Below are 24,839 nucleotides of genomic sequence, written 5' to 3' on the forward strand. Positions count from 1 at the left end.
GTCGGGCGTCGTGCGTGGCGATGCCGGTTCTCACCGGCGGCGCCGCGCACGAGCCGTCAGGCGGCGGACGGGGCGAGCACGGCCTGCCCGGCGGCGGTGAGCACCGCGGGCACCCGGAGCCCCGGTCCGCGCGGCGCGGCCGGTTCGGGGGCGAGCAGCCCGGCCAGCTGGTGCCCGAGCGTCGGGTCGCAGCAGGCGAGGCCGTCGACGTCGAGGTGCGGTTCGCGGCTGCACGTCATCTCCACGTGCCCCGCGGCGGCGGCGCGCAGCACGGCGAGCTGCCGGTGGGTGTGTCCGGCCATGGCCGGCTCCTCAGGATCGGTTCTTCTACAGATCGAGCACGAGTTCGGCGGAGCGGCACCGCGACACGCACAGCATCATGGTCCCGGAGGTCGCCTTCTCGTCGTCGTCGAGCACGAAATCGCGGTGGTCCGGTTCGCCGGAGAGCACCTTCGTTTCACAAGTCCCGCACACGCCCTCGCGGCACGAGGTGGGCACGGAAATCCCGGTGCGGCCGAGGGCGTCCACAATGGACTCGTCGGCGGCGACCGCGACCCTGGTCCCGGAACCGGCGCACACGACGTCGAATCCCGTTCCCGGCGCGGCGGCCGGAGCCTCGGGGGCCCGGAAGCGTTCGACCCGCAAGGTCGCCGTTTCCGGCAAAGCCGCCTCGACCGCTTGGAGCAGCGGTTCCGGGCCGCAGCAGTGCACGACCGTTCCCGGGGCGAGCCCGGCCAGCCTCGCGGCCAGATCGGGCGGACCGCCGTGCTCGTTGTCGGCGTGCACTTCCAGCCGGTCCCCGGCGAGCCCGGAAAGCTCGTCCAGGAAAGCCATTCCGCCGCGCGACCGTCCACAGTAGAGCATGGACCACGGCGCGGAGCCCGCCGCGAGCTGCCGGGCCATCGCGAGGATCGGGGTGACGCCGATGCCGCCGGCGATGAGCAGGTGCTCCGGGGCGTCGTGCAGTTCGAAGGTGTTGCGCGGGCCCTCGACGGGGACGACGCTCCCCGCGGTGAGCCGCTCGTGCACCCACGCGCTGCCGCCGCGCGAGGATTCCTCCCGCAGCACCGCGACCGTCCAGCTGTGCCGATCGGCCGGGTCGCCGCAGAGGGAGTACTCGCGCACCAGCCCGTTCGGCAGGTGCAGGGAAAGGTGCGCTCCCGGCTCCCAGCCGGGCAGCGGCTTTCCTTCCGGATCGCGCAGTTCCACCTGCGTGACCCGGTCGGCCAGCCACGTCGTCCGGTGCACCCGCAGCATCGTCGGCATCGCGGTCTCTTCTCAGCGAGTGACGCCGTGCATCGGCGAGGTGGGCGGGTAGGTCGGCAGCTGCGGCTTCTGCGCGCCGATGATGACGCAGAACAGCGCGTCGGTGTCGCCGGCGTTGCGCAGGCTGCGCGGCACCCCGGCGGGCACGCGGATCAGGTCGCGGTAGCCGAGCACGCGGGTCGCGGTCTTGGTGCCGTCCTCGACGTCGTGCACGGTCACCTCCAGCGTGCCCTCGAGGACGAAGAACGCCTCTTCCACGTCGTGGTGGGTGTGCTCCGGGCCGATCGCGCCGACCGGCAGCCGCATGTTGGAGAAGGTGAAGTGCTCCGAGGGCAGCTGGCGCGCGTCGCCCTCGTGGTTGCCGGTCGCGCCGGAGCCGATGTAGCGGATCTGCGCGCGGCGGAACTCGTCGCCCTTCGCGGCGGCCTGGAAGCCGAGGGTGTCCCAGTCCTCGTACCGCGTCTCGCGAGCGGCGATGCACGAGTCGATGAGCTCCTCGAGTTCCTGGTGCTTGTTTTCGGTGGTGGTCATCGCGGGGCAACTCCTCCGGTGGTCCTCGGCGGGCTCGCCGCCGAATGCCTTAGGTCTAAGAGACTTACTGATAAGGGTTGTACCCCGAGGGCTGTGATCCGCACAACCCCTTAGGCCTAAAATTCTTTCCGGCAGTCTCCCGGCGACTCGCGTGCAGCGCCAGGCCTTGACGAAATCTTAGGTCTAAGGTTTCCTCGGTCGCACCCCTCGTCATCCGCGCCGAAAGGACGTCGCCATGCAGCCCTTCCCCGTCCCGCCCGACGAAATCCCGGTCGGCGGCGACTGGCAGCGCGGCGGCGGTCCCGCGTCCGCGTGCGTGGACCCCGCCGACGGGTCGACGGTCGCCTCGCTCCACGCCGCCGACTCCGCCCAGGTCGACGCCGCCGCGCGGGCCGGCGCCGCGGCCGCTGCGGACCCGGCATGGCGAGACCTGCTGCCGCACCAGCGCGCCCGCCTGCTGACCCGCGTCGCCGACGCGATCGAGGACCACGCCGAGCAACTCGCCCTGCTGCAAACCCGCAATACCGGCAAGGCCCTCGGCGAAACGCGTGCGCTGGTCGCGAGCGCGGCTGGCACCTTCCGCTACTACGCGGCCGCGCTCGAAACCCTCGAAGGCGAACTCCCGCCCAGCCGCGGCGCACACCTGACGATGAGCGTGCATGAACCGATCGGCGTCGTCGGCGCGATCACGCCCTGGAACTCGCCGATCGCCAGCGACGCCCAGAAAATCGCCCCCGCACTGGCCGCCGGGAACGCCGTCCTGCTCAAACCGGCAGAAGCCACTCCCCTGGTTTCGCTGGCGCTGGCCCGCCTCGTCCACGACGCCGGCGTGCCGCCCGCACTGCTGTCCGTCCTGCCCGGCCCCGGCTCGATCGTCGGCGATGCGATCTCCCGCCACCCGCTGGTCGGCAAGCTCGCCTTCACCGGCGGCACCACCACCGGACGCGTGCTGGGCAGGATCGCCGCGGACCGGATCATCCCGGTCACCATGGAACTCGGCGGCAAGTCCCCGACGATCGTCTGCGAGGACGCCGACGTCGAGGAGACTGTCGCCGGAATCCTGTATGGAATCTTCTCGTCGACCGGGCAGAGCTGCATCGCCGGATCGCGGATCTTCCTGCCGCGCAAGCAGTACGGCGAATGGGCTTCCCGCCTGATCGAGGCGGCCACCGCCCTGCGACTGGGCCCCGGCACCGACCCGGCCACCCAGGTCGGTCCGCTGGCGACGTTCGCCCACCGCGACAAGGTGGCCGCGATGGTAGACCGCGCCCGCGAAGAAGGCGCGGTGGTCCGCTGCGGCGGGCAAATCCCTTCCGACGAACGCCTCTCGCGCGGCGCGTACTACCTGCCGACGCTGCTGGACGGCCTCGCGCCGGACGCGAAGACGTGCCAGGAGGAAATCTTCGGCCCGGTCGGCGTCCTGCTGCCCTACGACGACGAGGAAGACCTGGTCGCCCAGGCGAATTCGACCGTCTACGGCCTGGCGTGCGGCATCTGGACCGCCGACTACCGCCGCGCGCTCCGCCTGGCCCGCCGCGTCGAGGCCGGGACGGTGTGGATCAACACGTACAAGCAGTTCAGCATCTCGACCCCGTTCAGCGGCACGAAGGAAAGCGGCCTCGGGACGGACAAGGGCCGCACCGCGATCCGGAGTTATCAGCGGCAGAAGAGCTTGTATTTGAGCCTGGCGGACGAACCGATTCCGTGGGCTCGGGGCTGAATCAGCAAATCCTGGCTTTGCCGTCCGGCGCGAAACAGTACTTGGCGAAGCCAGCCTCGCCATCGCCTCCTCGAAGACCTGGGCCGGGGGTCGGCGGTGCAGGCAGCGGAGCCGGTACCTTGCCGTCCGCGGCGGGGATCGGCGGAGGGGCCGCCGAAGGCTCTTGCGAGCCGCCGACGGCAAGCGCGACGATGACGGCCGCGATGGCTGCGGCACCGGACGCGGCGACGCCTAAATACCGTCGAGGCCCCGCGGTCAAGGACCCAGACACCCCCGCTGCCGCAGTGGACTTCCCCGCGCCGACGGCGGCGAGGTAACCGAGCGCCGCCCCGCCCAGGACAATCGGGGCGATGACCGCACGCAACGCGCCGTTGACGTCCGCGAGTTCCGCCGCGAGCGCACGGCAGTTCTCGCATGCGTCCAGATGGTTCTCGACCTGGGCGCGTTCCCGTTTGGACAGTCCCGCTCGCGTCCACGCGCCGAGCCGGTCAACTGCCTCCCGGCAGCCTTCCGCTTGGTTCTCCGCCACCTGGACCTGCAGGTAGGCCTGCCGGAGCCCTTCACGGGCGCGATAAGCGAGCGCCGAAACGCCGTTGGGGGTCAGCCCGAGCAGCGGTGCGACCTCGGCCGGGCTCTGCTGTTCGATCTCGGTGTGCCAGAGCACCGCCTGCCAGCGCTCGGGCAGCCGCGCGAATGCCTTCGCGGCCAGCATCCGTTCGAGTCCGGCGACCGCGGTGTCGGCGAACGGCACGGCCAGCGCCTGCGCGTGTTTGCCGACCGGGTCGGACAGGTCTTCCGAGAGATGGATGCCGCGATGCTGCCGGGTCACGTCGTAGGCGATGTGCCGCAGCGCCGTCAGCAGGTACGCGCGGAAAGCCACGTCGGGCCCCTTGCCCGCGCGCAAGGTGTCGAGCACCTTCGCGAACGCCTCGGACACCAGGTCGTCGGCCTCCGCTGCGGACTTGGCGAGCTGACGGGCCAGGTTGCGGGCAGCCTCGGAATGCCGTTCGTAAAGGATGCCGTACGCGCGGACCCTCCCCGCACGCACGGCGGCGATCAATTCGGCGTCACTCTCTGTGGCGGGCACGCGAGCCTCCAGGGTCGGGATGCCCGGTGGACCTGCCGATCCGGGGATCATGACGCGGTTTCCGGGAACTTATTTCCCGGAACGGCGTCACGTTCGGCTCCGGCCCCGGTCCAGTGAGCCCATGACAGCTTTTCCGGCCGACCCCGATCGGCTCGCCGACGAATCCGGGGAATCGTGATGCCCGCTTGCGCCTGGACCCTTCTCGCGACGACCGTCCTGCTCAACCTCGTGCGGCTGGCGGTCTTCCTCCTCGCCCTCCGCGCCCGTCGCGAGTGGAACATTCCGGCCGACGACCTGGAACGGCTCATTCTCGCGTGTTATCCGCGCCGTCCGAAGAATGCCCCGCCGCGGAACGAGCAGAATTGACACTCAGCCGGACGGAGTCAGTCCCCGAACTCGGCCTGGTCCAGCGACTGCTCCAGCTTCCCCAGCAACTTCGCCAGCTGCGCCCGTTCCGTCGCGGTCAACCCGGCCAGCATGCGATTCTCGTTGGGGAAATGCTCGTGCACCACTTTGTCCGTAGCCGCGAGCCCCTCCTCGGTGAGGCCGATGAACACGACCCGGCGGTCGTCCTCGTCGCGTTCGCGGCGGACGAGACCGGCCTGGACCAGCTTGTCGACCCGCTGGGTGATGCCGCCGGTGGTGAGCAGGTTGGTGTCGGCGAGGTCGCCCGCCGTGCGGCGGTACGGCGCGCCGCCCCGCCGGAGTGCGGCGAGGATCCCGAAGTCCGCCACCGTGATCCCGTGCCGGGCGAACACGCGCGTCAGCTGCCGCTGGTACCGGTCGAACGAACGGTGCAACCGCCCGAACACCGCGAGCGGCGACGTGTCTACCTCCGGCACCTCGTCCCGCCACTGCGCGAGCATCTCGTCGACCTCGTCCGGCTCGGTCCGCTTCGGCATCCGGCACCCCCTGAATAGCTTTGGGCTAAGAATAGCACCACTAAGACTTTTCGGAGCAGGCTACGGTGACCGCATGACGGTCAAGCGGATGGACAACGTCCTCATCGTCGTCGAGGACCTCGACGCGGTCATCGCGTTCTTCGTCGAACTGGGGCTGGAGCTGGAAAACAAGGGCCCGCTGGACTGGCGCGGCGCGGAACGGGTGGTCGGGCTGAAGGACATCCGGCAGGACGTCGCCATGCTGCGCGTCCCCGACGGACCCGGCCGGGTGGAGCTGGCGAAATTCCACCAGCCGAAGGCGATCGCCCCGGAGCCGTGGCGGGCCCCGGCGAACACGCTCGGCATCCGCCGGATGATGTTCGCGGTCGACGACCTCGAGGACACCCTCGCCCGCCTGCGCGCGCACGGGGCCGAACTGGTCGACGAAGTGGTGCAGTACGAGGACATCTTCCTGCTGTGTTACGTGCGGGGTCCGGAGAACATCGTCGTCGGGCTGGCTCAGGAACTCGGCTGAGCGCGCGGCGGATTTACCGAACCCGAACACGCTCCGAACCGAGCTCGCGGATCGCGGTTCTAGCGTGCGGGGCATGCCGCAACGCGCTCGTTCTCTCCTGATCTCGCTGCTGGCCTTGACAGTGGCTTCGACTGCCGTCGCCTGCGTGCCGGGCCAGCCCGCCGCGGCCGGCGGCAAACCGAACATCGTCCTCGTGCTCACTGACGACCTGTCGATGAACTTGCTGCCGTATCTGCCGCATGTCCAGGAAATGGCCAGGAACGGCACCTCGTTCGCCAACTACACCGTCACCGACTCCCTCTGCTGCCCGTCGCGCTCGTCGCTGTTCACCGGGATGGTCCCGCACGACACCGGCGTGTTCACCAACGGCGGCGAGGACGGCGGCTACCGCGTCTTCCACGGCCGCGGCGACGACAAGTCGACCTACGCGACGTCGTTGCAGCAGGCCGGGTACCGGACCGCGATGATGGGCAAGTATCTCAACGGCTACCAGCCGAAATCCGACGGGATCCCGCCCGGCTGGAACGAATGGGACGTCGCGGGGAACGGCTACCGCGAATTCGACTACGACCTCAACGAGAACGGCACCGTCAAGCATTACGGCAAGAAGCCCGAGGACTACCTCGTCGACGTCATGGCGGACAAGGCCGCGCGATTCGTGGCCAGTTCGGCGGCCGACCACACCCCGTTCGCGATGGAACTCGCCACGTTCGCCCCGCACGGCCCCTACACCCCCGCGCCCCGCGACGCCGACGCGTTCCCCGGGCTCACCGCACCGCGCGGCCCCGCGTACGACACGCTCCCGTCCTCGCCGCCGTCGTGGCTCGCCTCCCGCACCCCGTTGACCGACCGGGAAAAACAGACCATCGACAAGGACTTCCGCAAGCGAGCGCAGGCCGTGCAGTCGGTCGACAAGATGATCGGCACCGTGCAAGCGGCACTGGACAAAGCCGGAGTGCGCGGCAACACCGACCTCGTCTTCACCTCGGACAACGGCTACCACATGGGCGAGTACCGGCTCACCCCTGGAAAGCAGACGGCGTTCGACACGGACGTGCACGTGCCGCTGATAGTCACCGGCCCCGGCGTCAAAGCGGGCGCGACGGTGGACCAGCCCGCCGAGAACATCGACCTGCGGCCGACTTTCGAAGCGCTGGCCGGGGCGCCGACCCCCGCACCGGTGGACGGCGAAAGCCTGGTGCCGCTGCTGAACGGCACCGCACCGCCGGCGTGGCGCACCGTCGGGCTGGTGGAGCACCACGGTCCCGACTTCGACAAGAACGATCCGGACAAGCCCGCGAAGAACAGCGGCAATCCGACCACCTACGAGGCGATTCGGAGCACCGCCTACACCTACGTCGAGTACGCCGACGGCGCCAAGGAGTACTACGACCGGACCACAGATCCGCAGGAACTGCACAACACCGCCGCTCAGCTGCCGCCGGACAAGGCACGACAACTGCACGACACGCTGCGGGCGATGGCCTCCTGCCACGGGGCGGCCGCCTGCCGGCACTGACCCCGTTCACCGGAGCACGCGGAGGCGCTCGACGCCGCTCACTCCAGCAGCGCGAAGCCCGACTCGTACCGCGTCTTGCCGAGCGCCGCCACCACGATCTGGAGGAATCCCATCGCCTCGAGTTCCCTTGCGCGGGTCAGCGGGCCGACGTCGACCGCGCGCATTCCCGCCGCCTCGATGAACTCCGCGACGGCCATCTTCGCCTCGGCGTAGTCACCGGCGAACAGGACGGTCGTGCGCGTCGTGCCGTTCGTGCCGCTGACGAGCGTGTCTCCGAGATTGACGTTGAACGCCTTGACGACGGCCGTGCCCGCGGGCAGCAGCTTCACGAGTTCGGCCGCGGTGGACGAATCAGCGGGTGACTTCAGCCGGTCGTAGGTGGAGAAGTCGATGGGGTTGCTGATGTCGATGACGACCTTTTCGCGGAACTGGTCCCGATAGTGCTCGACGATGCCCGGGTACGCCCCGTAGGGAACGGCGAGCACGACCAGGTCTCCGGTGAGCTTGTCGCCCATGACGCCGTAGCCGGGACCAGGACGCGCCGCGGACCTGCTTTCCGCACTGCGCTTGATGATCTGGACGCTTGCCCCGGCCCGGGCCGCGACCTCCGCGATCGCCCCGCTCATCTTGCCGCTGCCGATGATGCTGATCGAGGTCATGCGACCGGAACCCCCTGAAATCGGTTGAGCGCCTGTTCGGCCACCTTCTGTGCGTCGTAGTCGAATACCGCGCTCCGCCGGAAATCGCGCCCCACCCGGAGATCGGCGTCGCGCTTTTCGAGATCCGCGAATTCGTACTGCGCGTCGAACATGGCGCCGGCCCGGCGAGAGCCGTTCTGCAGGATCGCCGTGCGTTGCATGCGGACCGAGGTGTAGCGCCTGAACGCCTCGGGAATGTCGGCGACGCTGTCGGCCGCCGCGAGGAACGTCGCGAGCGCCATGCTGTCCTCGATCGCCTGGTTCACCCCCTGCCCCTGGTGCGGCAGCATCGTGTGCGCCGCGTCGCCGAGCAAGGTGATCGGCCCTCGGGACCAGTTGGCGAGAGGTTCGTGATCGAAGAGGCCCCACCAGAAGGTGTGCTCGATGCGCCCGATGAATTCCTGGAGTCTCGGGTCCCAGTCCGCGCCCGCGAACTCGGCGGCGAGTTCGCCGACCTCCGCCGGGCCGGACCAGGCCCCGTCGAGCGGCCGGTCGCTCGGGACGCCGGCGACGAAGTTGAACAGCTTCCGCTGCTGCAGCGGATAGCACATGAAGTGCCTCCGGTTGCCCATCCACACCTGGCTGATCATGGGCCAGTCGCCGGGCAGGCGGGACGCGTCGACCACTCCGCGATAGACGATGTACCCGGAGTAGACCGGCTCTGGGAACTGGCCGACGGCTCCCCGCACCACCGAATGGATGCCGTCCGCTCCGATTACGGCGTCGAACACTTCGTCCGCGCCGTTCTCGAACTCGACGCGAACGCCGGAGCCCAGTGGCTCTGCGGAAACCAGCCGGTGGCCGAGACGGATGGTCGCCGGATCGACCTCCTGCGCCAAGGCGTCGATCAAGTCCGGGCGGTACATGCCGATGTTCTGGTGCTGCTTGGCCGAGTCCTCCCACGCCGCGTCGGTCACCAGACCGCCCATGGCGTTCAGGTAGACGCCGTGCCCGTCCGGGACCGCTCCGACCCGCCTGATCCGATCGAGCACGCCGAGTCTCTCGAGGACGCGCGCGGCGTTCGGCGCGACCGTGACCCCCGCGCCCACTTCGCCCAGCTTACCCGCCTGCTCGAACACGGTGGCCCGTACTCCGGCGATCTTCCGCAGCGCGATCGCGGCCGTCAGCCCGCCCATCCCTCCGCCGATGATCGCGATGCGAGTGTCCTGACTTGCCACTGCTTCTCCCCCAAAGTCCTTGCCAGCCCTCCGTTCGGAGGGATCGGGAAGCTGTTCCTCCCATCATGGGAGGCCTTCCTCTGCGTGTAAATCGTGGTAATGTGAGGATGTAATTCGGTTGAACTGAAGAAGGGGAAGGGCAGCCATCTCCGAGGTGAGCCTGCGGCAACTCGAACTGTTCGCGGCACTGCCGAACTTCCCCACGCTCAGCGCGGCCGCGGCGCACCTGCACATCTCGGAATCCGCGCTGTCGCAGGCCGTGTCGAGCCTCGAAAGCGCCGTGGGCGAGCAGCTGTGCGTGCGGCGCAAGGCCAGAGGGCTCACGCTCACTCCGACCGGTCAGGATTTCGCCAGACGGGCGCGTCAGATCGTGGCCGACACGCACGAACTCGTCCTGAACGCCGGGCGCGAACAGGAGCTGAGGGGTCCGGTGCGGCTCGGCTGCTACTCGAGCTTCGCCGCGAACGTGGTGCCGGAGCTTCTCGAGGGCTTCCCCAAGCGCCATCCCGGCGTGAGCATCGGGATCACGGTGGGCACCAACGAAGAGCTGCTCTCCGATCTCGAGGCAGGGCGGCTCGACGTGGCCCTCGTGTACGACGTGTCGCTGCCGACCGGATGCCGCCGCCGCAGGATCTACGCGACCGAACTCGAGGCGCACCTGCCTCCCGGGCATCCGCTCGCGGCGGCCGAAACAGTGGACCTGGCGGATCTCGCCGACGAGCCCTACATCCAGTACGACGCGACACCGGGCGTTCGCAACGTGGCGGACGCGTTCACCGCGCGCGGCCTGGAGCCCAAGATCGAAGCCAGGGTCTCCCAGATCGGCCTCGTCGAGGCACTGGTGGGCCGCGGACTCGGCTACGGGCTGCTCATGTCCCGGCCCCACGCGCTCCCCATGAGCATCGAGGGACGACCGGTCGTCGTCCGGCCCCTCGACCCCCCGGTCACGGTGACCCACGTGGTGGGGATCTGGCCGGCGGACATGAAGCTCACTCCGCGCGCCTCCGCCCTTCTCGACTTCGCCGCCGAACGGCTCGGCGAGCACGGGCTCGCCGACGCGATTCCGGTTCGGACGACATCCGAGGACTCGGCCGCGTCTGCAGCGGAGCGTTAGGAATTCCTCGGCGTCCCGGACACGCGGAAACGGTGCCGCTCTCCGCGAGCGGCACCGCTGCCGGCGATCAGGAGCCCAAGGCTTTCCAGGCGACGTCAGCGATCAACGCCTGCCCTTTCGCGCTCGGGTGGAAGTAATCCACAGTGGACACGTCACTCGGATCGAACCGAGCCGCGAAACCCGCGCCTCCGTCGTACTGGCACTGGGCGAACTCGGCGCAGACCGCGGCGAGCTGGGCGTTGTAGTCGACGATCCGCTGCCGGAACGCGTCGCGCCGCTGCTGGTCGGCCGGGGCGGTCGAGGTCGGGTTCGCCAGCAGTGCGTCGCATTCGTGGAAGGTGCCCCACTTCGCGACCGCGGATTTGTTGGTGTGCAAGACATCCCAGAGTTGGTAAATGTCCGGAATGGACGCCACCTTGACTTGAGCGCCGGGCACTCCTTCCCGCAGAGTTGTCATCGCCTCCTTGAACTGGTTCGCGAACGTCGCCACCTCCGTGCCGCCGCTGCAGGCGTCGTTGTTGCCCATCAGGACGGTGACCAGGTCGACGCGGCTGGCGACGGCGACCTTCGCCTGTCTCGGCAGATCCTTCATCCGGGCGCCGGTCAGCGCGAAGTTGTGGTTCGCGATGTCCGGCTTCCGCAACCGCTGGTAGTAGCTGTCGACGTCGGTGCCGGTGGCCCACGAATTGCGGACGCAGTCCGTCCACGGCAGCAGGCAGGTGTTGAACGCCCGCGTCATCGAGTCGCCGAGCGCGGCCATCGAGGTCGGAGACTCGGTGGCACCGGCCGGTTGGCACCCGAGGACAGCTGCCGTGAACGCGAGAACCGCGACGACCGCTCTACGCACTGTCGGCCCGGCTGTTGCGCGCGAAATCCGACCACGCCGCGGTGTCCTGCTGCAGCCCGGGGTTCGGACCGTAGAACACGCTCTTCGCCGCCTGGTCGCCAGCCAGGTGGTACTGTAGCCAGGCGGTGATCGCGCCGACGAGCCGGTACCGCGTGTCGCCCTGCAAGAAGTGCGTGGCGCTGCGCAGCTGCCCGTAGACGGCAGGCACCTGATCGCACGCGTCGAAACGCGCGCGGACATAGAGCGCCGGGACGATGATGTCCGCCTGCCCCGACACGAAGAACGCCGGACCGTGCAACGCGCCCACGGTGCCCTGAGGCCCCGGCATGATCGGGATCGTGGTCTTGACCAACGGGTCGGCACCGGCCGCGATCGCACCGCCGCCGCCCTGGGAGTGCCCGGCGGCGGCGATCTGCCCGGTGTCGATGCGGTCCTGGAAAACGCTGCCCTGCCGGGAGTTCTCGGCGATCAGGTACTTCGCCCCGTCGAGCATCTCGATGCCGGAGCCGGACTGTCCGGTGTTCGCGGCCGCGACGACGTAACCCCAAGTGGCGAGGTGGGTGAACAGGAGCTCGTACTGGTCGACGGTGGCGCCGGTTCCGTTGCCCCAGATCAGCACCGGATGTTTGGCGGTGCTCGAAGCGAGGTCGGCGGGGTAATAGAGGGTGTGCGCGCTGTCGCCAGCGGCTTTCACGGGCTGGTGCGGCCCGTCCTTCTCGTAGTCGCGGGCGGTGGCCGCGACGCTCGGCAGAGCCGCCGCGGCCACCCCCGGCACCAGCGCGACCGCGACCGCCGCCGTGGTCGTCGCCAGGAGGGATCTCCGGCTGAACGAACGCATGTCGGACTCCGGGATCAGTTGTAGAAGTGGATGTAGCGGAACGACGAAGCGTTCACGTCGTGCACGAGGTAGTGGCCGTCGCCGGTCCAGTTGTAGTCCTCGACGGTGACCGTCCCGTTGTGGACGCTGTCGACGATGGCGACGTGGCCGTAGGTGCCGTTGTCGGTCTGGGCGATCGAACCCGCCGTCGGGGTGTTGTCGACGCGGTAGCCGTGGTTGCGGGCGTTGTCGTCCCAGTACTTCGCGTCGCCGTAGTTGTTCGCGCTTTCGCCGTGGCGTGCGATGTTGAAGGCCGCCCACGAGACGCACTCGCGGTTGTACATGTTCCAGTCGTCGACGACGGAGTCCTGCGGGACGTCGCGCCACTTCGAGGGGTAGATGTCGCCGATGGTGCCCGCGGTCGACGAGGCCGGGACGGTTCCGAAGTGAGCGGCCATCGACGTCGACGCAGTTGCGGACGCGGTCGCCGCGGAGGCAGAGGCGGAGGCAGTGGCGGTACCGGTTCCGCTGACGGCGAAGGCGGCCGCGGCGGCGAGGGCGAGTACGGCACGGGAGGATCGGCACATGGGGAGGGCCTTTCTTGCTTCGGGGAGTAAATGCGCCGTGACGGTAAGTCGCTGATCACCTCCGAACCAGACCTTTGTGGACGACTGGTCCGCCGCTGATCGTCTTCCCTGGTCGGGGCTTCCCGTTCACAGAATTGCTCACCACTGCCATCCGGTGCCGTAGATGCCGGGCCGGACGTCGCGCAGCGCCAGCGTCGTCGTGTGCGTCGCACCGGCGGACAGCGCGCTGCCGGGATGTTCGGGACCGCCGAGCCCGCGCTGCTCGAACGACCGGACCCGACGCGGAACGCGCGGTCCGAAGCTCACCTGGCAGACGTACTCCGCGACGGGCCGGGTGAACCGGCGGTGGTAGTGGTCGATCGGCGGACCCGGCGGGAACCGGACCTCGTACTCCACGATCGTCACCTCGCCCAGCGCCAGGGCCCGCTCCAGCCGCAGTTCGCCCGCGATCATGCCGGTTTCCCGGTCGACGCAGACCCGGCCGACCCGCGCCGACCGCGCGCTGCGGTAAACCGGGTCGGCGGTCAGGAACGAGTCGGCCTGGTAGTAGGCCATCAGGCGGTCCACGCCGTCGACGGCGGCCTCGGCGACCATCCGGACCTGCAGCGCGCGCTCGCCGCCGTGCTCGTCGAGCAGCATCCGGTCGTGGATCGACCAGAACGACAGCTGCCCGTCCGGCGGCGGTTTCAGCTCGGCCGAGAACGCCCGCAGCTGCGGCCACAGCCGGCGGCGCTCGATCCGGCAGGCGGGTTCGCCGAGCCAGCGCCCGCGCGGCGCTTTGGGGCCGAGCCTGGACGTGAGCGTCCCGGGTTCGAGGCTCAGCACGGATTCCAGCTGCGCGACGGCGGCGATCGACGTCTCGCGTTCCGGTTGCGACCGGCCGCGCCGCCAGTAGGACAGCGCCGAGCGCGAAAGTCGCACCCCGCGCGCGGCGAGGTGGTGCTGGAGCCGGTCGAGCGACAGTCCGGATTCCTCGATCGCGGTGTCCAGCGTGACCGCGAACGAGCCCGCGGAAGGCCGAGTCACGCCTCCAGGATGATCTCACTGGCAGGCGTTCCGGAACCTCCGAAAGTCCGCAGTTACCCCCCGGTATCCGACGAACGACGCTGGTCCGGCGGATACCGGCGCACCACAGTGGACGTCGTGCCCTCGTTCGCCGACGCCTTGGACGCCGCCATCAGCGGCGCCGGGCTCACCCTGGACCGGCTGCGCGAGCATCTGGCGGCCCGCGGGGTGACGGTGTCGCGCAGCGCACTGGCGTACTGGCGGACCGGCCGGTCGCTGCCGGGCCGCGAGACGTCGCTGCACGCGGTCGTCGAACTCGAGCAGGTGCTCGGCCTCGGCGCGGGCCGCCTCACGTCGCTGCTCGGGCCGCAGGACCGCCAGGGTTCCCGCCCGCAGCGGACGCCCCTGCTCGAACGGCGCCGGCTGTGGCCGTCGGTGCGGCCCTCATCGCTCGAATTCGACCTGCCGCCGGAGGACCAGGTGCGGCTGCGGTCGGTGCACGACGAACTTCTCGTGGACGACGACCGGCAGGAACGCCTGCTCAGGGTGCGCGTGGTGGCCGAGGCCGCCGTGGACGGGGTCGTCCGGATGGCCGCCTACTACCAGACCGAAGACCGCGCGCGGCAGCCTCCGCGCTTCGCCGCCGGGCACTGCTGCCGCGCGGGCCGGACCCGGGTCGACGCGGTCAGCGGGCTCCTCATCGCGGAGTTGTTCTTCGACCGGGAACTGCGGGCCGGGGAGGTCGCGGCGGTGGAGTACGAATTCGTGTTCCCGCACGGCCGCCCGGTGCAGGGATACCACCGCAGGCTCACCCGGCCCGCTCCCCTGTACACCTGCCGGGTGCAATTCGGCTCGGACATTCCGGAAAGCGTTCGCCGTTTCGAACAACGCGACCTCGCCGCACCCCGCCGAAAAGTGGAAGAACTGCGCGCGGCAGGCAGCGGCTCGGTGACGCTGGCGGCGCGGGACGTCGGCGCCGGGATCATCGGCGTCGAGTGGACCTGGTAGCAATTCTGTGAACACAGCCCGCTGAGCTGGGGATACCCCGGCAGCTCGGCGCGGTTTCCACTTTTCGTGGCAGAGGCCGGAACGCGGTTCTTACCGTGCGCAGTGCTGTATTCCTCCTCACAACTCCGGAGCAGCACATGCGAAGTCCAGCTCTCCTCGTAGCCGCTTTCCTGACGACAGCGGCACTTTCCCCGCCGACAGCCACCGCGGCCCAGCCGTTGGTCCCGCTGAACAACGCCCCCGCTGTCCCCGCGGGCGCCACGGCGGACAGTTCCGCTCTGCCCGGCCAAGTCACCGTGTCCGTCGCGCTCAAGCCCCACGACGCGGCGGGAGCCGAGCGGTACGTCGCCGACACGGCCAACCCGAAATCCCCGCTGTACCACCACTATTTGAGCGCCGCCGAATACACCGACCGGTTCGGTCCCACCGCCAGCGCGGTCAGCCAGGTGCGGAAGTACTTGACCGGCAAGGGATTGCGCATCGACGACGTCACCGGCAACCGCCAGGTCGTCACCGCGTCCGGCACGCCCGCGGAAGTGGAAAACGCGTTCAGCACCTCGCTTTCCGGCTTCCGGTCCGCCAAGGGCGAGCGGTTTTTCAACGCCACCAAGGCAACCGCGGTCCCCTCGGACGTCGCAGCCGTCGTCCGCGGGGTCACCGGCCTGACGAACCGGCCCGCCGCGCACCGGGCGAGCGCACCGGCGGGCCCGTCCGGTCCCGGCGGCGGCTACACCCCGGCGCAGCTGCGCACCGCCTACAGCATGACCGGCGTCTCCGGCAGCTACGACGGTTCCGGCGAAACGGTCGGGCTGATCGAGTTCGACACGTTCAAGCAGTCCGACATCGACGCCTGGACGCAGTACTTCAAGCAACCCGCGGTCACGCCGGAAGTCGTCAAGGTGGACGGCGGCGTCCCGAATCCGGGCGGCGACCAGATGGAGGTCACCCTCGACGTCCAGGCCGTCGCGGCGACCGCGCCGAAGGCCAAGCAGGTCGTCTACTCCGCGCCGAACTCCGACCAGGCGTGGGTGCACGAAATGGCGCAGATCGCGTCGGACAACAAGATCACCGTCCTTTCCGGATCGTGGCTCAACGGCGAACTCTGCGAATCCAGCCCGATCGCGGCCTCGCACGATTCCTACACCCAGCTCGCCGCGCAGGGCGTCACGATGTTCTCCGCGTCCGGCGACTGGGGCGGCACCGGCTGCGGCTACCAGGGCGACAACAAGACGGTCCAGGCCGACTACCCGGCGAGCGACCCGCTGTTCACCGGCGTCGGCGGCACCCAGCTGCGGACGTCCGACAGCGCGGGCACGTGGCAGTCGGAATCGTGCTGGAACCAGGGCAGCAGCGGCAATACCCGGTCAGGGGGCGGGTATTCGAAGATCTACTCGCGCCCGGACTGGCAGCCCGGCACCAACCAGTACCGCTCGGTTCCGGACGTTTCGATGGTCGCCGACTACGGCGCCGGCGCGTTGTCGGTGTACATGAACGGCGGCTGGCTCGACGTCGGCGGCACCAGCCTGTCGTCCCCGCTCTGGGCGGGCTACGCGGCGATGCTGAACCAGAAATCCCTCAGCGGCGGCAAATCCCGGCTCGGCCAGCTCAACCCGAGCCTCTACCGGATCGCCGGTTCGGCGGACTACGCCTCGACGTTCCACGACGTCACCTCGGGCGGCAACGGCACCTACAACGCGGGAACCGGCTACGACCTGTGCACCGGCTGGGGTTCCCCGAAGGCCGACGCGCTGGCCTCGAAGCTGACCGGCGGCGACACCCCGCCTCCGGCGCAGGACTTCACGCTGTCCGCCTCGCCGTCCTCCGGCAGCGTCGCCGCGGGCAGTTCGGCGAGCACGACCGTCACCGCTAACGCGCCCTCCGCTGCTTCGCCAAGCGTCGTAGGCGGCACTCCGACCACCACGGCGGATCATCCGTTCATCATCTCGATGCGCCGCGAAGGTTCGGCCTTCCCCGGACAGCAGTCCTGCACCGGCACGCTGTTCGGACCGCACACCGTGCTGCTGGCCGCGCATTGCCTCCTGGAGAAGCCCGGTCACAAGTGGTTCGTCTACGGCGACGACGACCTCACGCAGAACACCGGCACCACCGCCGAAATCGCCTCGCAGTGGGTGCATCCGGACTACACGGACTGGAGCATCGGCGCGGACGTCGCGGTCGTGACCCTCGACAAGGACATGCCGGTCCCCGCCGGGATCACGTACCCGAAGCTCAACACCGACCCGAGCCTCGACGCGCCCGGCACCAAGGGCGTTTCGATCGGCTGGGGCGAAACCGGCGCGAACACCTACAGCACCGTGCTGCGGCAGGCCGACGTGCCGGTCGCCGAGGACAGCGCCTGCAAGGGCCGGTTCACCGATCCCCACGGGCAGGAGGAGTACAAGACCCCGGCGATGCTCTGCACCGGATACGCCGACCACCACGCCGGCGCGTGCGTCGGCGACAGCGGCGGACCGTACCTGGTCGGCAACACGGTCGTCGGGGTGTTCTCGTGGATGTCCACCTCGTGCGACTGGTACGCCGTCTACGCCCGGGTCTCCACCTACGCCGCGGACCTCGCCCCGCACCTGCCGGGCGGCGACAACCCGCCGCCGCCGACCGGGTCGATCAGCCTGACCGCCGCCGGACTGCCCTCGGGCGCGACGGCGACGTTCAGCCCGGCGAGCGTCGACCTCAGCGGCCGCTCCACTCTCACGATCGCCACGAGCGCGAGCACTCCGGCCGGAACGTACGACGTCACGATCTCCGGCAAGAGCCCGAAATCGACGCAGACCACGCACTACCAGCTGACCGTCACCGGCGGGCAGCCCTCGGCCCTGATGCTGGCGGCCCCGGGCAACCAGGACAGCTGGACCGGCAAAGCGGTGAACCTGCAGCTGAAGGCCTCCGGCGGCGCCAGCCCGTACCGGTGGTCGTCGACCGCTCTCGCCCCGGGCTTGACGCTCGACCCGGCGACCGGAGTCGTGTCCGGAACGCCGACGCGCGCCGACAGCAGGCAGGTGACCGTCACGGTCACTGACGCGGCCGGGAAGTCTGCCGCGACGACGTTCTTCTGGTTCGTTTTCGGCTGAGTTCCTTGCCCCGCACCGAGATGCCGTCCCCTTCCCGGGGGCGGCATCTCGCGTTTTCCATCCCGGCGCGATCGAGCTGATGCCCGTTATGCCCCGTTATGCACCGGACGGGGCAATTCACCGCGGCCGCCGCGGGCTGTGCGCACTCGGACACCAGATGCTGATCACGACGCTACCCGGACGCAGAGTGCGCGGGGTCGAATGCCGGGGTACCCGCCCCCGGCCCGGAAGGCCCGCGCCATGCCGATTCCCGTATCCGAAGCTCTCGACCTGCAGGCGGACGTCGCCGACGGAAAGATCGAGGACCTGCGCCGTCCCGGCCGCTACCTGGTGAGCTCGATGCTCGCCGGGGCGTTCATCGGCGTGGCGGTCGTGCTGCTGCTGTCCGCGACCGGACCTCTCAACGCGGCGAGTTCGCCGTGGACGAAAACGGTGCAGGGCCTCGTGTTCGGGATCGCGCTGACCGCCGTGGTGTTCGCCGGCGCGGAACTGTCCACGGGGAACATGATGACGATGGTGCAGGGCGCGCTCGTCCGGCGGCGCGGCGCCGGTGCGGCAGTGGCGGTGATCGTGGTGTCGTTCGTCGGCAACCTGCTCGGTTCGCTCGTCTTCGCCTGGCTCGTGCACGAGGGCGGAGTGCTGTCCGTAGGCGGCTCCGCCGGGCACCCCGGTCCGGGCGCGGCTCTGCTCGCGAGCCTGGTCAAGGCGAAAACCGCGGAATCGGCGAGTGCGCTGTTCTTCCGCGGCGTGCTGTGCAACTTCCTGGTCTGCCTCGCCGTGTGGATGGCCGCGCGCACGAAGTCGGACGGCGCGAAGCTGGCGCTGATCTTCTGGTGCCTGCTCGCGTTCGTCAGCTCCGGATTCGAGCACGTGGTCGCCAACATGACGACCTACACCCTCGGCCTCCTGGACGGCGTGCCCGGCGCGACGATCGGCGCGTTCGGCCGCAACCTGCTGTTCGTCGGACTGGGAAACCTGGTCGGCGGCGGGCTTCTCGTCGGAGCCGCGTACGTCTTGCTGGGCTCCCGGTCCCGCGTGACCGCTCCCCCGGCCCCGGCTGCGGAAGAACTCGCGACCACCGGCAGCTGACCCGGGCGCGGTCGGCACCGGGCTGCGGCGCCGGTCTCGGAAGAGGCCGATGCCGCAGCCCGGACGGGTCACCCGGTGACGAGCGACAGGCCGTAGGTCTGCAGGATTTCGTTCACCGGCTGGAACCAGGTCTCGCCGCCGGTGCTGCAGTTGCCGAAGCCGCCCGAAGTGACGCCCTGGGCTTGGTCGCCGGTGATGAACGAGCCGCCGGAGTCGCCGGGTTCCGCGCACGCGTTGGTGTGCGTCGCCTGGTAAACCGCGCCCTGGGCGTAGTTGATGGTCTCGTTCAATCCCAGCACGGTGCCGCAGTGCCAATGCGAGGTCGAGCCGGAGCGGCAGATCGACGAACCGGCAGGCGCGACCGCCGACCCGCGGACGATCACGTCGCTGACCGTGCCCCAGCCGAGCACGACGGGGGCGGTCCACCAGCCGTTGCCGATGGTGATGTAGGAGTAGTCGTTGCCGGGGAAGGAAGATCCGGCGAACGTGCCCATCGCCGAGTTGTCCCAGCCGACGACGGAGCTGCCCTTGCTGCCGCAGTGCCCGGCGCTGACAAACCCGCCGTGCACCGAGAAACCGATGGAGCAGCGGGTGTTTCCGTTGATGTAGTAGGGATCCCCGCCGACAGTGCCTGCCGAGAAGGTCTGCGGCCGGGCACCGGACGCCACGGTCACTGGGCCTGCTTCACGGGCTCGCGCGAGGAAGGCGTCGACGTCCGGACCGTGCGCGCCGGGCTGGAGGGTGACGACCACACTGCCGCTGCGGGGATCCGCGTGCCACCCGCTGACCGAGGCCGGGGCTCGTTTCGCTTTCGCGGCGGTGTCGATGGCGGTCTTCGCCGCGTCCAGCGCCGCGGCGGTGACCTTTGCCGGAACAGTTTCCGCGCCAGTCCGGTGAACGGCGTCGGCCACGGCCGGGTCCGTCACGCCGACGACCAGCTTGCCGCGCGCCGGGTCGAACCAGGCCCCGCCGAAGGCCGTTCCAGCCGCCTGCTGGGCCGCGGGCATCTGCTTCGACGCGGTCAGCTCCTGCCGGAGCCGGGTCTGCGCTTGTGCGGCGCTGAGGCCGAGATCCCGTTGCATGGCCGAGATCAGTCCGGGCGACGCCTGGGCGGCGGGCGCGACCACGGCGGTGAGACTGGCCGCGAGAACGGCCGCACCGGTGAGGCTGAGGGTGATTCTTCGACGCATCGGAACTCCTCGAAGGCCGGGGGAAAGAAACCCACTGTCGGCCGAGTGTGCGGAGGGTGCGCGAAGCCGGTCCAGCGACGGCCCACGTTTTGTCCGAAACCTGTCGCCGCGACTGCTCCGTTCGTCCACTCCGGCACGGACTTCCGGGCAACTGGCGCGCCGGCGCCGCTCAGATGGGCGGGACGGGTGAACCGGACCGGAATCAACAGGGCTCGGGCAACAATGTCCCCATGTCTTCGATTGCGGCTTTCTCGGCGCTGTCCGTCCTCCTGGTCCTCATTCCCGGACCCGCGGTCATGCTGATCCTCAAGAGCGCGATCGCTCGCGGCCGGGGTCCGGCCCTGCTGACCGCGCTGGGAGTGCTGACAGCCGACCTGGTCTGGGCAGGCGCGTCGGTCGCCGGACTGACCGCACTGCTGGTGTCCTCGCAGGTGGCGTTCGACGTGGTCCGTTACCTGGGCGCCGCCTACCTGATCTTCCTGGGCGGCAAACTCCTGCTGACCCGCTCCGGGCCGGACTTGGCGGCGCTGACCACCGGCAGGCCGCGCAGCGGATGGCGCGCGTTCCGGGAAGGACTGCTCAGCGACTTGTCCAACCCCAAGACCGTCATCGTCTTCACCAGCGTCATCCCCCAATTCCTCCACCACGGCGCGCGACCCGTCGACACGCTGGTCCTCGGGGCAGCGTTCGCGGTGATCGGCTTCCTCTCCCTCACCAGCTACGCCCTCGTTTTCAGCGCCGCTGCCAGGATGCTGCGCAACGCACGAGTGGTCCGCGCAATTCTCCGGACGGGCGGCGCGATCCTCGCGGCGTTCGGCATCGGCCTAGCCGTCGAACGCCCCGCTGCGTAGATGGCCTGCTGACCGCTTCCGGCGCTCCACTCAAGCGAGCGGAGTGTCGTCCAGAGCCTTCGCGAGATCCCCCGGCGTGTCATAGAGGGCGACGGCACCGGCCTCCCGGAGTTCGTCGTCGCCGAAACCGCCGGAGCGGACGACGATCGCGGGCATTCCGGCTCGTTTCGCCGCTTCGACATCCCACACCGAGTCGCCGACCATGACCGCGGACGCGTCGGACGGGGCACCCAGCTTCTTCAACGCCGCCTGCAGCAGATCCGGGGCCGGTTTGGACGCCTCGACGTCGGCACTGGTGGTCCAGTCGTCGACGAGGTCGCGCGCGTCGAGCTTGTCCAGGAAGACATCCGCGTGACGCTGCTGAGCCGAACTGGCGAGCACCACCCGGTGGCCGCGCTCCTTGAGGGCCACGAGCAGGTCGCGCGCGCCAGGCAACGGTGCCATCTCCTCGAGCAGCGCATCGACCTCCTTGCCCTGCTGCTCCCGGGCCCGATCGCCCGCCCGGCGCTCCAGCTCCTCCCCGCCGACCGCGGCGACGAGCTGGTCCCCGCCCATCCCGATCAGCCGGTGCAGCCGCCACACCGGATACACCTCGCCCACCGACCGCAACGCCCGGTACCAGGCGAGAGCGTGGTGGTAGTTGGAATCGACGAGCGTCCCGTCGATGTCGAGGACGGCGATGGGGGAAGCAGTCACGATCACTGATTACCCACCGCCGCGGGAGTCAATCACCGGCGGCATCTCTCCGGACGACTCAAGCGCCGCCTTGGCCTGCCGCATCTCGTCCTCGACGTCCGGCCGCAGTGTCCGGCGCAAAACCGGCTCCGCGAACCACTTCAACGGCCCTTTGAACCCGCATCGCACAGTCCGGGTAACCGCAGTGCGCTCGCCCGAGGCCGCGCAGACCCAGCTGGCGCTGAACTCGGAAACGAGATTGGCCAGCCGATTCGCCGGGATCGGCGGCAATCGCACGTCCACCCGCTCGCCCGGCGTGCGGGTCATCCGCGAAACCACCTTGGCGGCAGGGCCGGGAATGCCCGGAAGCCTGCTGCCGAAACGAAATTCGGTGACGTCCCCGGCGCGCCGCACCCATTCGATCGCACCGATCTTGCGGTCGACCGCCGCATAGGCACGGGGATCCATCGCGAGGAAGCCTTCCCAGCCGCGTGGCCGCTGCAAGCCCGGCTTTCGCTCGGGCTCAAGGACCGGTGAACAACGGACGGCTCTCCGCTGAATGGCCCGGCTCGGCCTTGGCGTTCCGGACGTTCTCTTGGACGCCAGTGGCACCGTTCTTCAGGAGGACCGCCACGGCTATCACCAGTCGCGATCCCCCGGCTGGTCGGTCGCCGCGTCTGGCCAGCGGAGAGCGGTCAGAAGATCGAGATAGCCGTCCACGGCGTCCCACAAGCGGTTCTCTGGGTATCGGCCGTTCCCCCGGTGCTCGCGGCGCCAATCCCGATCCCAGTACTTCTGATGCACGACACGGAGTTGACGCAGGGCCCGGTCGAGTTCCGCTTCGGTGCTCCGCCGCAATTCCGTGCTGCTCGGCGCGTTGCCCGGCAAATCCCCGAACCGGCGGTCGCGCAGGGCGTCCAGCACGGCCTCGTCCGGTCCGGCGGGCGACCAGAACCGGACCGGCGCACGGATCACGTGGTTCCACACCGGCTCGTGCCGCGACCGCCACCAGTACGCGAAGCCGCCCTTGTCCAACCGCAGGCTGTCCGCAAGCCACGCTGTCCCGGGCGGTTGCGAGCACCATGGCACCTGCTCGGCGGGCAGGTCGAGGGTGAGCGCGACCTGGACGGACTCGACGGAATCCGCTCCGGCAAGCACGTCCCCGAAGACGTATGCCGCGCACAGGAACGGCTCGTCGACGGGCAGGCGTCTCGTGTGCTCGCACGCGTCGGCCAGCTCGCGCAGCTTTTCGACGGCTCGGCGGTAGCGCATGGCGAGAGTGTCACCTCCAAAGGTCGTTCGGCCCTCGTGCCCGCGCACGACGGCTCACGGCAGTCCGGCTCGGTCGAGTTCCTCGCGCAGCGCCCGTTTGGCTCGATGCGTCGTACGCAGCGCGCCGAGATGGGACCGGAAATCGGCCGCCCGGGCACCGCGCGACAACTGGCCCGCTTCCGTCAGCAACCGCGCGGCAGTGCGGTAAGCGTCGCGGTTCTTGTGCTCGATCGCCTGATCCGCGGCCGCGAGCAGAATCGGGATCGCGTTGTCCGGGCGGGTCTCGCCGCGTTCCCGGGCAAGCCGGAGCCACAGCTCGTCCCGGCAGCCGCCGTCCGAGGCTGCCCGCCACGCCGCCGAGCGCGCGGTCAGCGGATGAGGTCGACCGGCACGCCGACATCGACCCGTGTCCAGGCCTTGTCCGCGGTGACCGCACGGCCTTCCGGGACGCTACGGGCGGCCGCGAGGCACGCACGGTCGCCCAGCGACAGCCCTCCGCTGCGGGTGCTGCTCCACAGCACCGCGGTGTCTACCGCTTCGGCAGCGGTGAACGCGGCCACCGTCGCGCCGAGGGAAAGCACGACGCCTGCCGCTTCCGCCGGCGCTGGATGGCCGTTCTGAGCGAGCTTCTGCACGACCTCGGAGAAGTTCACGGCGCTGATCACCGCCCCTCGGATCTGCGCGGCAACCTGGTCGTGGCCGTCCTCGCGGTAGATCAGCGCGAGGACCGCGCTCGCGTCCAGCACCGCCGTCACGCCGAACCCCCCACCTGCTCGCCTGACGCGGCCGCATTGCCGCTGGAGCCCTCCCGCGCCGCCTCAGCTCGCCGGTCGGCAATCAGGGAATCCGTCACGCTTCCGGCCGCGCCGGCTGCACGGGCCGCCGCGATCGCTTCGTCCTGCACCCTCTGCAGCAGATGATCGCGGTCCTCGAGAACCACCCTGCCTCGTTCGACGTAGGCGACAAGGTTCGATCCCGGAGAGATCCCCGCCGCCTGCCGAAGCTGTGCCGGAATCGTCACCCGGCCGTCGGGGGCGACGGATACGTCGGCCCTCGCCGTCATGAGATCTGCGCGCGTCATGCTCCTCAGCATACCGCCGGGCTCAGCGAACCTCCACCGTAAAGTGTCGAAGTCCGGCGAGGATCTCGATTCCTCGGCGGCGATCGAGCAAACCCGGCGGAAGCGCGTGAACCTCGGCACAGCGGGCGGGCCTCAGCCGGCGCCAAAGATCGTGCGCGCGTACCCGCCGGGCATACCGAAAATTCAGCTCTTTCGAACCTCAGCCGCCGCTTCCGACTTCCTGAGCCGGATGCTCTCGTCCGGCTCACGACCCCGCCGGTACCAGGCGGGAACGTCGGAACGTGCTCGCTCTGGGGTTCAGCACGTCAGTCCGGTCTTCGCGAGGCCGATTCACAGTCCTGCAAATACACCGGACGATCCCGATGCTTGCCACAACGAGAAGACCGCTCGGGCTGCGTCCACAGCGGACGTCGCCCCGACACCAGCCGGGCGGCTGAGTTTTCCGGTTCGGGAAAGACGCGCTGGGCGACGCGACTCGGGCGCCGACCCGGGAAGCGGCCGGCACCCGAGTCCGGGCGAGCCGGCGGGGTCAGCCGGCGACGAGGGACAGTCCGTAGGTCTGCAGGATTTCGTTCACCGGCTGGAACCAGGTCTCGCCGCCGGTGCTGCAGTTGCCGAAGCCGCCCGAGGTGACGCCCTGGGCTTGGCCGCCGGTGACGAACGAACCGCCGGAGTCGCCGCGTTCCGCGCACGCGTTGGTGTGCGTCGCTTCGTAGACCGCGCCCGGGCGTAGTTGATGGTTTCGTTCAGGCCCAGCGACGACCCGCATTTTGTCCGAAACCCGTCGCCGCGGCTGCTC

26 protein-coding genes and 2 pseudogenes are annotated in these 24,839 nt (G+C 69.7%); 9 read left to right on the forward strand and 19 right to left on the reverse strand.

Features of this window, described 5'->3' with window-relative positions; translation table 11 throughout:
• Nucleotides 1–56 precede the first annotated feature (56 nt).
• The 3 genes from DMP23_RS02810 to DMP23_RS02820 are packed head-to-tail and all read right to left on the reverse strand — an operon-like array spanning nt 57 to nt 1,797.
• Nucleotides 57–302, reverse strand: a complete 246-nt coding sequence (locus DMP23_RS02810; RefSeq protein ID WP_337820079.1) for a hypothetical protein — start codon at nt 300–302, stop codon at nt 57–59.
• Between the two features lie 25 nt (nt 303–327).
• Nucleotides 328–1,266, reverse strand: coding sequence for a PDR/VanB family oxidoreductase (locus DMP23_RS02815; protein ID WP_337820080.1), 939 nt, complete (start codon nt 1,264–1,266; stop codon nt 328–330).
• A 12-nt stretch (nt 1,267–1,278) separates the two neighbouring features.
• Entirely contained in the window at nt 1,279–1,797 is a 519-nt protein-coding gene (locus DMP23_RS02820; protein ID WP_037814787.1) for a cupin domain-containing protein, read from the reverse strand.
• A gap of 235 nt (nt 1,798–2,032) precedes the next feature.
• Here DMP23_RS02820 and DMP23_RS02825 point away from each other — a divergent pair, with 235 nt between their 5' ends.
• Nucleotides 2,033–3,517 carry an aldehyde dehydrogenase family protein gene (locus DMP23_RS02825; protein ID WP_337820081.1) on the forward strand — a complete coding sequence of 495 codons (1,485 nt, stop codon included), beginning with the start codon at nt 2,033–2,035 and terminating at the stop codon, nt 3,515–3,517.
• Nucleotides 3,518–3,602: 85 nt separating this feature from the next.
• Here DMP23_RS02825 and DMP23_RS02830 read toward each other — a convergent pair.
• Nucleotides 3,603–4,655 (reverse strand): annotated as a pseudogene (locus DMP23_RS02830) (sigma-70 family RNA polymerase sigma factor); the annotation flags it as partial.
• A 126-nt stretch (nt 4,656–4,781) separates the two neighbouring features.
• Between DMP23_RS02830 and DMP23_RS02835 the strand changes: the two are divergent.
• Nucleotides 4,782–4,970 carry a hypothetical protein gene (locus tag DMP23_RS02835; protein WP_337820082.1) on the forward strand — a complete coding sequence of 63 codons (189 nt, stop codon included), beginning with the start codon at nt 4,782–4,784 and terminating at the stop codon, nt 4,968–4,970.
• Between the two features lie 17 nt (nt 4,971–4,987).
• Here the strand turns inward: DMP23_RS02835 and DMP23_RS02840 are convergent, their stop codons facing one another.
• On the reverse strand, nt 4,988–5,506 hold the full coding sequence (locus DMP23_RS02840) for a MarR family winged helix-turn-helix transcriptional regulator (RefSeq protein WP_037814782.1): 519 nt from the start codon (nt 5,504–5,506) through the stop codon (nt 4,988–4,990).
• A 73-nt stretch (nt 5,507–5,579) separates the two neighbouring features.
• Here DMP23_RS02840 and DMP23_RS02845 point away from each other — a divergent pair, with 73 nt between their 5' ends.
• Together DMP23_RS02845 and DMP23_RS02850 are read left to right on the forward strand one after the other, a co-directional pair.
• Nucleotides 5,580–6,020 carry a VOC family protein gene (locus tag DMP23_RS02845; protein ID WP_043840279.1) on the forward strand — a complete coding sequence of 147 codons (441 nt, stop codon included), beginning with the start codon at nt 5,580–5,582 and terminating at the stop codon, nt 6,018–6,020.
• A gap of 73 nt (nt 6,021–6,093) precedes the next feature.
• Nucleotides 6,094–7,539 (forward strand): sulfatase family protein, encoded by a 1,446-nt coding sequence (locus DMP23_RS02850; protein WP_337820083.1) that lies wholly within the window; start codon nt 6,094–6,096, stop codon nt 7,537–7,539.
• Nucleotides 7,540–7,577: 38 nt separating this feature from the next.
• Here the strand turns inward: DMP23_RS02850 and DMP23_RS02855 are convergent, their stop codons facing one another.
• Together DMP23_RS02855 and DMP23_RS02860 are read right to left on the reverse strand one after the other, a co-directional pair.
• The gene (locus DMP23_RS02855; protein ID WP_337820084.1) at nt 7,578–8,198 is read right to left on the reverse strand and encodes an NADPH-dependent F420 reductase; all 621 of its coding nucleotides are present in this window, start codon (nt 8,196–8,198) and stop codon (nt 7,578–7,580) included.
• Nucleotides 8,195–9,415 carry an FAD-dependent monooxygenase gene (locus DMP23_RS02860; RefSeq protein WP_337820085.1) on the reverse strand — a complete coding sequence of 407 codons (1,221 nt, stop codon included), beginning with the start codon at nt 9,413–9,415 and terminating at the stop codon, nt 8,195–8,197. The genes DMP23_RS02855 and DMP23_RS02860 overlap by 4 nt, the downstream gene beginning before the upstream one ends.
• 154 nt (nt 9,416–9,569) lie before the next feature.
• Between DMP23_RS02860 and DMP23_RS02865 the strand changes: the two genes are divergently transcribed.
• Nucleotides 9,570–10,529, forward strand: a complete 960-nt coding sequence (locus tag DMP23_RS02865; protein ID WP_337820086.1) for a LysR family transcriptional regulator — start codon at nt 9,570–9,572, stop codon at nt 10,527–10,529.
• 67 nt (nt 10,530–10,596) lie between these two features.
• On the opposite strand, the gene DMP23_RS02870 is transcribed toward DMP23_RS02865, so the two are convergent.
• The 4 genes from DMP23_RS02870 to DMP23_RS02885 form a co-directional block, all read right to left on the reverse strand.
• A complete protein-coding gene (locus tag DMP23_RS02870; RefSeq protein WP_337820087.1) occupies nt 10,597–11,289 on the reverse strand; it encodes an SGNH/GDSL hydrolase family protein in 693 nt (230 codons plus the stop codon).
• Nucleotides 11,290–11,368: 79 nt separating this feature from the next.
• Nucleotides 11,369–12,214 (reverse strand): poly(ethylene terephthalate) hydrolase family protein, encoded by an 846-nt coding sequence (locus DMP23_RS02875; protein ID WP_337820088.1) that lies wholly within the window; start codon nt 12,212–12,214, stop codon nt 11,369–11,371.
• Nucleotides 12,215–12,228: 14 nt separating this feature from the next.
• Entirely contained in the window at nt 12,229–12,651 is a 423-nt protein-coding gene (locus DMP23_RS02880; RefSeq protein ID WP_337820089.1) for a CHAP domain-containing protein, read from the reverse strand.
• Nucleotides 12,652–12,918: 267 nt separating this feature from the next.
• A complete protein-coding gene (locus tag DMP23_RS02885) occupies nt 12,919–13,806 on the reverse strand; it encodes an XRE family transcriptional regulator (protein WP_134734249.1) in 888 nt (295 codons plus the stop codon).
• A gap of 117 nt (nt 13,807–13,923) precedes the next feature.
• Here DMP23_RS02885 and DMP23_RS02890 point away from each other — a divergent pair, with 117 nt between their 5' ends.
• The 3 genes from DMP23_RS02890 (at nt 13,924) to DMP23_RS02900 (ending at nt 18,971) form a co-directional block, all read left to right on the forward strand.
• Complete coding sequence (locus tag DMP23_RS02890) at nt 13,924–14,793, forward strand: XRE family transcriptional regulator (RefSeq protein WP_337820090.1); 870 nt, start codon at nt 13,924–13,926, stop codon at nt 14,791–14,793.
• A 137-nt stretch (nt 14,794–14,930) separates the two neighbouring features.
• Nucleotides 14,931–17,882 (forward strand): trypsin-like serine protease, encoded by a 2,952-nt coding sequence (locus tag DMP23_RS02895; RefSeq protein WP_337820091.1) that lies wholly within the window; start codon nt 14,931–14,933, stop codon nt 17,880–17,882.
• 240 nt (nt 17,883–18,122) lie between these two features.
• Nucleotides 18,123–18,971 (forward strand): formate/nitrite transporter family protein, encoded by an 849-nt coding sequence (locus tag DMP23_RS02900; protein WP_337820092.1) that lies wholly within the window; start codon nt 18,123–18,125, stop codon nt 18,969–18,971.
• A gap of 68 nt (nt 18,972–19,039) precedes the next feature.
• On the opposite strand, the gene DMP23_RS02905 is transcribed toward DMP23_RS02900, so the two are convergent.
• Nucleotides 19,040–20,161 carry a S1 family peptidase gene (locus tag DMP23_RS02905; RefSeq protein WP_037814769.1) on the reverse strand — a complete coding sequence of 374 codons (1,122 nt, stop codon included), beginning with the start codon at nt 20,159–20,161 and terminating at the stop codon, nt 19,040–19,042.
• Between the two features lie 230 nt (nt 20,162–20,391).
• Here DMP23_RS02905 and DMP23_RS02910 point away from each other — a divergent pair, with 230 nt between their 5' ends.
• The gene (locus tag DMP23_RS02910) at nt 20,392–21,012 is read left to right on the forward strand and encodes a LysE family translocator (RefSeq protein ID WP_134734253.1); all 621 of its coding nucleotides are present in this window, start codon (nt 20,392–20,394) and stop codon (nt 21,010–21,012) included.
• A 30-nt stretch (nt 21,013–21,042) separates the two neighbouring features.
• Here DMP23_RS02910 and DMP23_RS02915 read toward each other — a convergent pair whose 3' ends face one another.
• The 7 genes and pseudogenes from DMP23_RS02915 to DMP23_RS02945 form a co-directional block, all read right to left on the reverse strand.
• Nucleotides 21,043–21,708, reverse strand: a complete 666-nt coding sequence (locus tag DMP23_RS02915) for an HAD family hydrolase (RefSeq protein WP_337820093.1) — start codon at nt 21,706–21,708, stop codon at nt 21,043–21,045.
• Between the two features lie 9 nt (nt 21,709–21,717).
• Nucleotides 21,718–22,155 (reverse strand): SRPBCC family protein, encoded by a 438-nt coding sequence (locus DMP23_RS02920; protein WP_275293932.1) that lies wholly within the window; start codon nt 22,153–22,155, stop codon nt 21,718–21,720.
• A 171-nt stretch (nt 22,156–22,326) separates the two neighbouring features.
• Nucleotides 22,327–22,959 (reverse strand): DUF7711 family protein, encoded by a 633-nt coding sequence (locus DMP23_RS02925; protein WP_275293931.1) that lies wholly within the window; start codon nt 22,957–22,959, stop codon nt 22,327–22,329.
• A 54-nt stretch (nt 22,960–23,013) separates the two neighbouring features.
• Entirely contained in the window at nt 23,014–23,148 is a 135-nt protein-coding gene (locus DMP23_RS02930; RefSeq protein WP_337820094.1) for a hypothetical protein, read from the reverse strand.
• Between the two features lie 179 nt (nt 23,149–23,327).
• A complete protein-coding gene (locus DMP23_RS02935; RefSeq protein WP_337820095.1) occupies nt 23,328–23,714 on the reverse strand; it encodes a type II toxin-antitoxin system VapC family toxin in 387 nt (128 codons plus the stop codon).
• Complete coding sequence (locus DMP23_RS02940; protein WP_275293929.1) at nt 23,711–24,040, reverse strand: AbrB/MazE/SpoVT family DNA-binding domain-containing protein; 330 nt, start codon at nt 24,038–24,040, stop codon at nt 23,711–23,713. Before DMP23_RS02940 ends, DMP23_RS02935 begins: the two co-directional genes overlap by 4 nt.
• A gap of 529 nt (nt 24,041–24,569) precedes the next feature.
• Nucleotides 24,570–24,808, reverse strand: a pseudogene (locus DMP23_RS02945) (trypsin-like serine protease); the annotation flags it as partial.
• Nucleotides 24,809–24,839 lie beyond the last annotated feature (31 nt).

Source organism: Amycolatopsis sp. A1MSW2902, from assembly GCF_017312175.1.
In the GTDB taxonomy this organism is placed as follows: domain Bacteria; phylum Actinomycetota; class Actinomycetes; order Mycobacteriales; family Pseudonocardiaceae; genus Amycolatopsis; species Amycolatopsis nivea.

Coding starts and splice junctions, on each gene's coding strand:
- DMP23_RS02810 (WP_337820079.1), bottom strand. CDS start 302: ATGGCCGGACACACCCACCGGCAGCTCGCCGTGCTGCGCGCCGCCGCC.
- DMP23_RS02815 (WP_337820080.1), bottom strand. CDS start 1,266: ATGCCGACGATGCTGCGGGTGCACCGGACGACGTGGCTGGCCGACCGG.
- DMP23_RS02820 (WP_037814787.1), bottom strand. CDS start 1,797: ATGACCACCACCGAAAACAAGCACCAGGAACTCGAGGAGCTCATCGAC.
- DMP23_RS02825 (WP_337820081.1), top strand. CDS start 2,033: ATGCAGCCCTTCCCCGTCCCGCCCGACGAAATCCCGGTCGGCGGCGAC.
- DMP23_RS02835 (WP_337820082.1), top strand. CDS start 4,782: ATGCCCGCTTGCGCCTGGACCCTTCTCGCGACGACCGTCCTGCTCAAC.
- DMP23_RS02840 (WP_037814782.1), bottom strand. CDS start 5,506: ATGCCGAAGCGGACCGAGCCGGACGAGGTCGACGAGATGCTCGCGCAG.
- DMP23_RS02845 (WP_043840279.1), top strand. CDS start 5,580: ATGACGGTCAAGCGGATGGACAACGTCCTCATCGTCGTCGAGGACCTC.
- DMP23_RS02850 (WP_337820083.1), top strand. CDS start 6,094: ATGCCGCAACGCGCTCGTTCTCTCCTGATCTCGCTGCTGGCCTTGACA.
- DMP23_RS02855 (WP_337820084.1), bottom strand. CDS start 8,198: ATGACCTCGATCAGCATCATCGGCAGCGGCAAGATGAGCGGGGCGATC.
- DMP23_RS02870 (WP_337820087.1), bottom strand. CDS start 11,289: ATGGCCGCGCTCGGCGACTCGATGACGCGGGCGTTCAACACCTGCCTG.
- DMP23_RS02875 (WP_337820088.1), bottom strand. CDS start 12,214: ATGCGTTCGTTCAGCCGGAGATCCCTCCTGGCGACGACCACGGCGGCG.
- DMP23_RS02880 (WP_337820089.1), bottom strand. CDS start 12,651: ATGGCCGCTCACTTCGGAACCGTCCCGGCCTCGTCGACCGCGGGCACC.
- DMP23_RS02895 (WP_337820091.1), top strand. CDS start 14,931: ATGCGAAGTCCAGCTCTCCTCGTAGCCGCTTTCCTGACGACAGCGGCA.
- DMP23_RS02900 (WP_337820092.1), top strand. CDS start 18,123: ATGCCGATTCCCGTATCCGAAGCTCTCGACCTGCAGGCGGACGTCGCC.
- DMP23_RS02905 (WP_037814769.1), bottom strand. CDS start 20,161: ATGCGTCGAAGAATCACCCTCAGCCTCACCGGTGCGGCCGTTCTCGCG.
- DMP23_RS02910 (WP_134734253.1), top strand. CDS start 20,392: ATGTCTTCGATTGCGGCTTTCTCGGCGCTGTCCGTCCTCCTGGTCCTC.
- DMP23_RS02920 (WP_275293932.1), bottom strand. CDS start 22,155: ATGGATCCCCGTGCCTATGCGGCGGTCGACCGCAAGATCGGTGCGATC.
- DMP23_RS02925 (WP_275293931.1), bottom strand. CDS start 22,959: ATGCGCTACCGCCGAGCCGTCGAAAAGCTGCGCGAGCTGGCCGACGCG.
- DMP23_RS02940 (WP_275293929.1), bottom strand. CDS start 24,040: ATGACGCGCGCAGATCTCATGACGGCGAGGGCCGACGTATCCGTCGCC.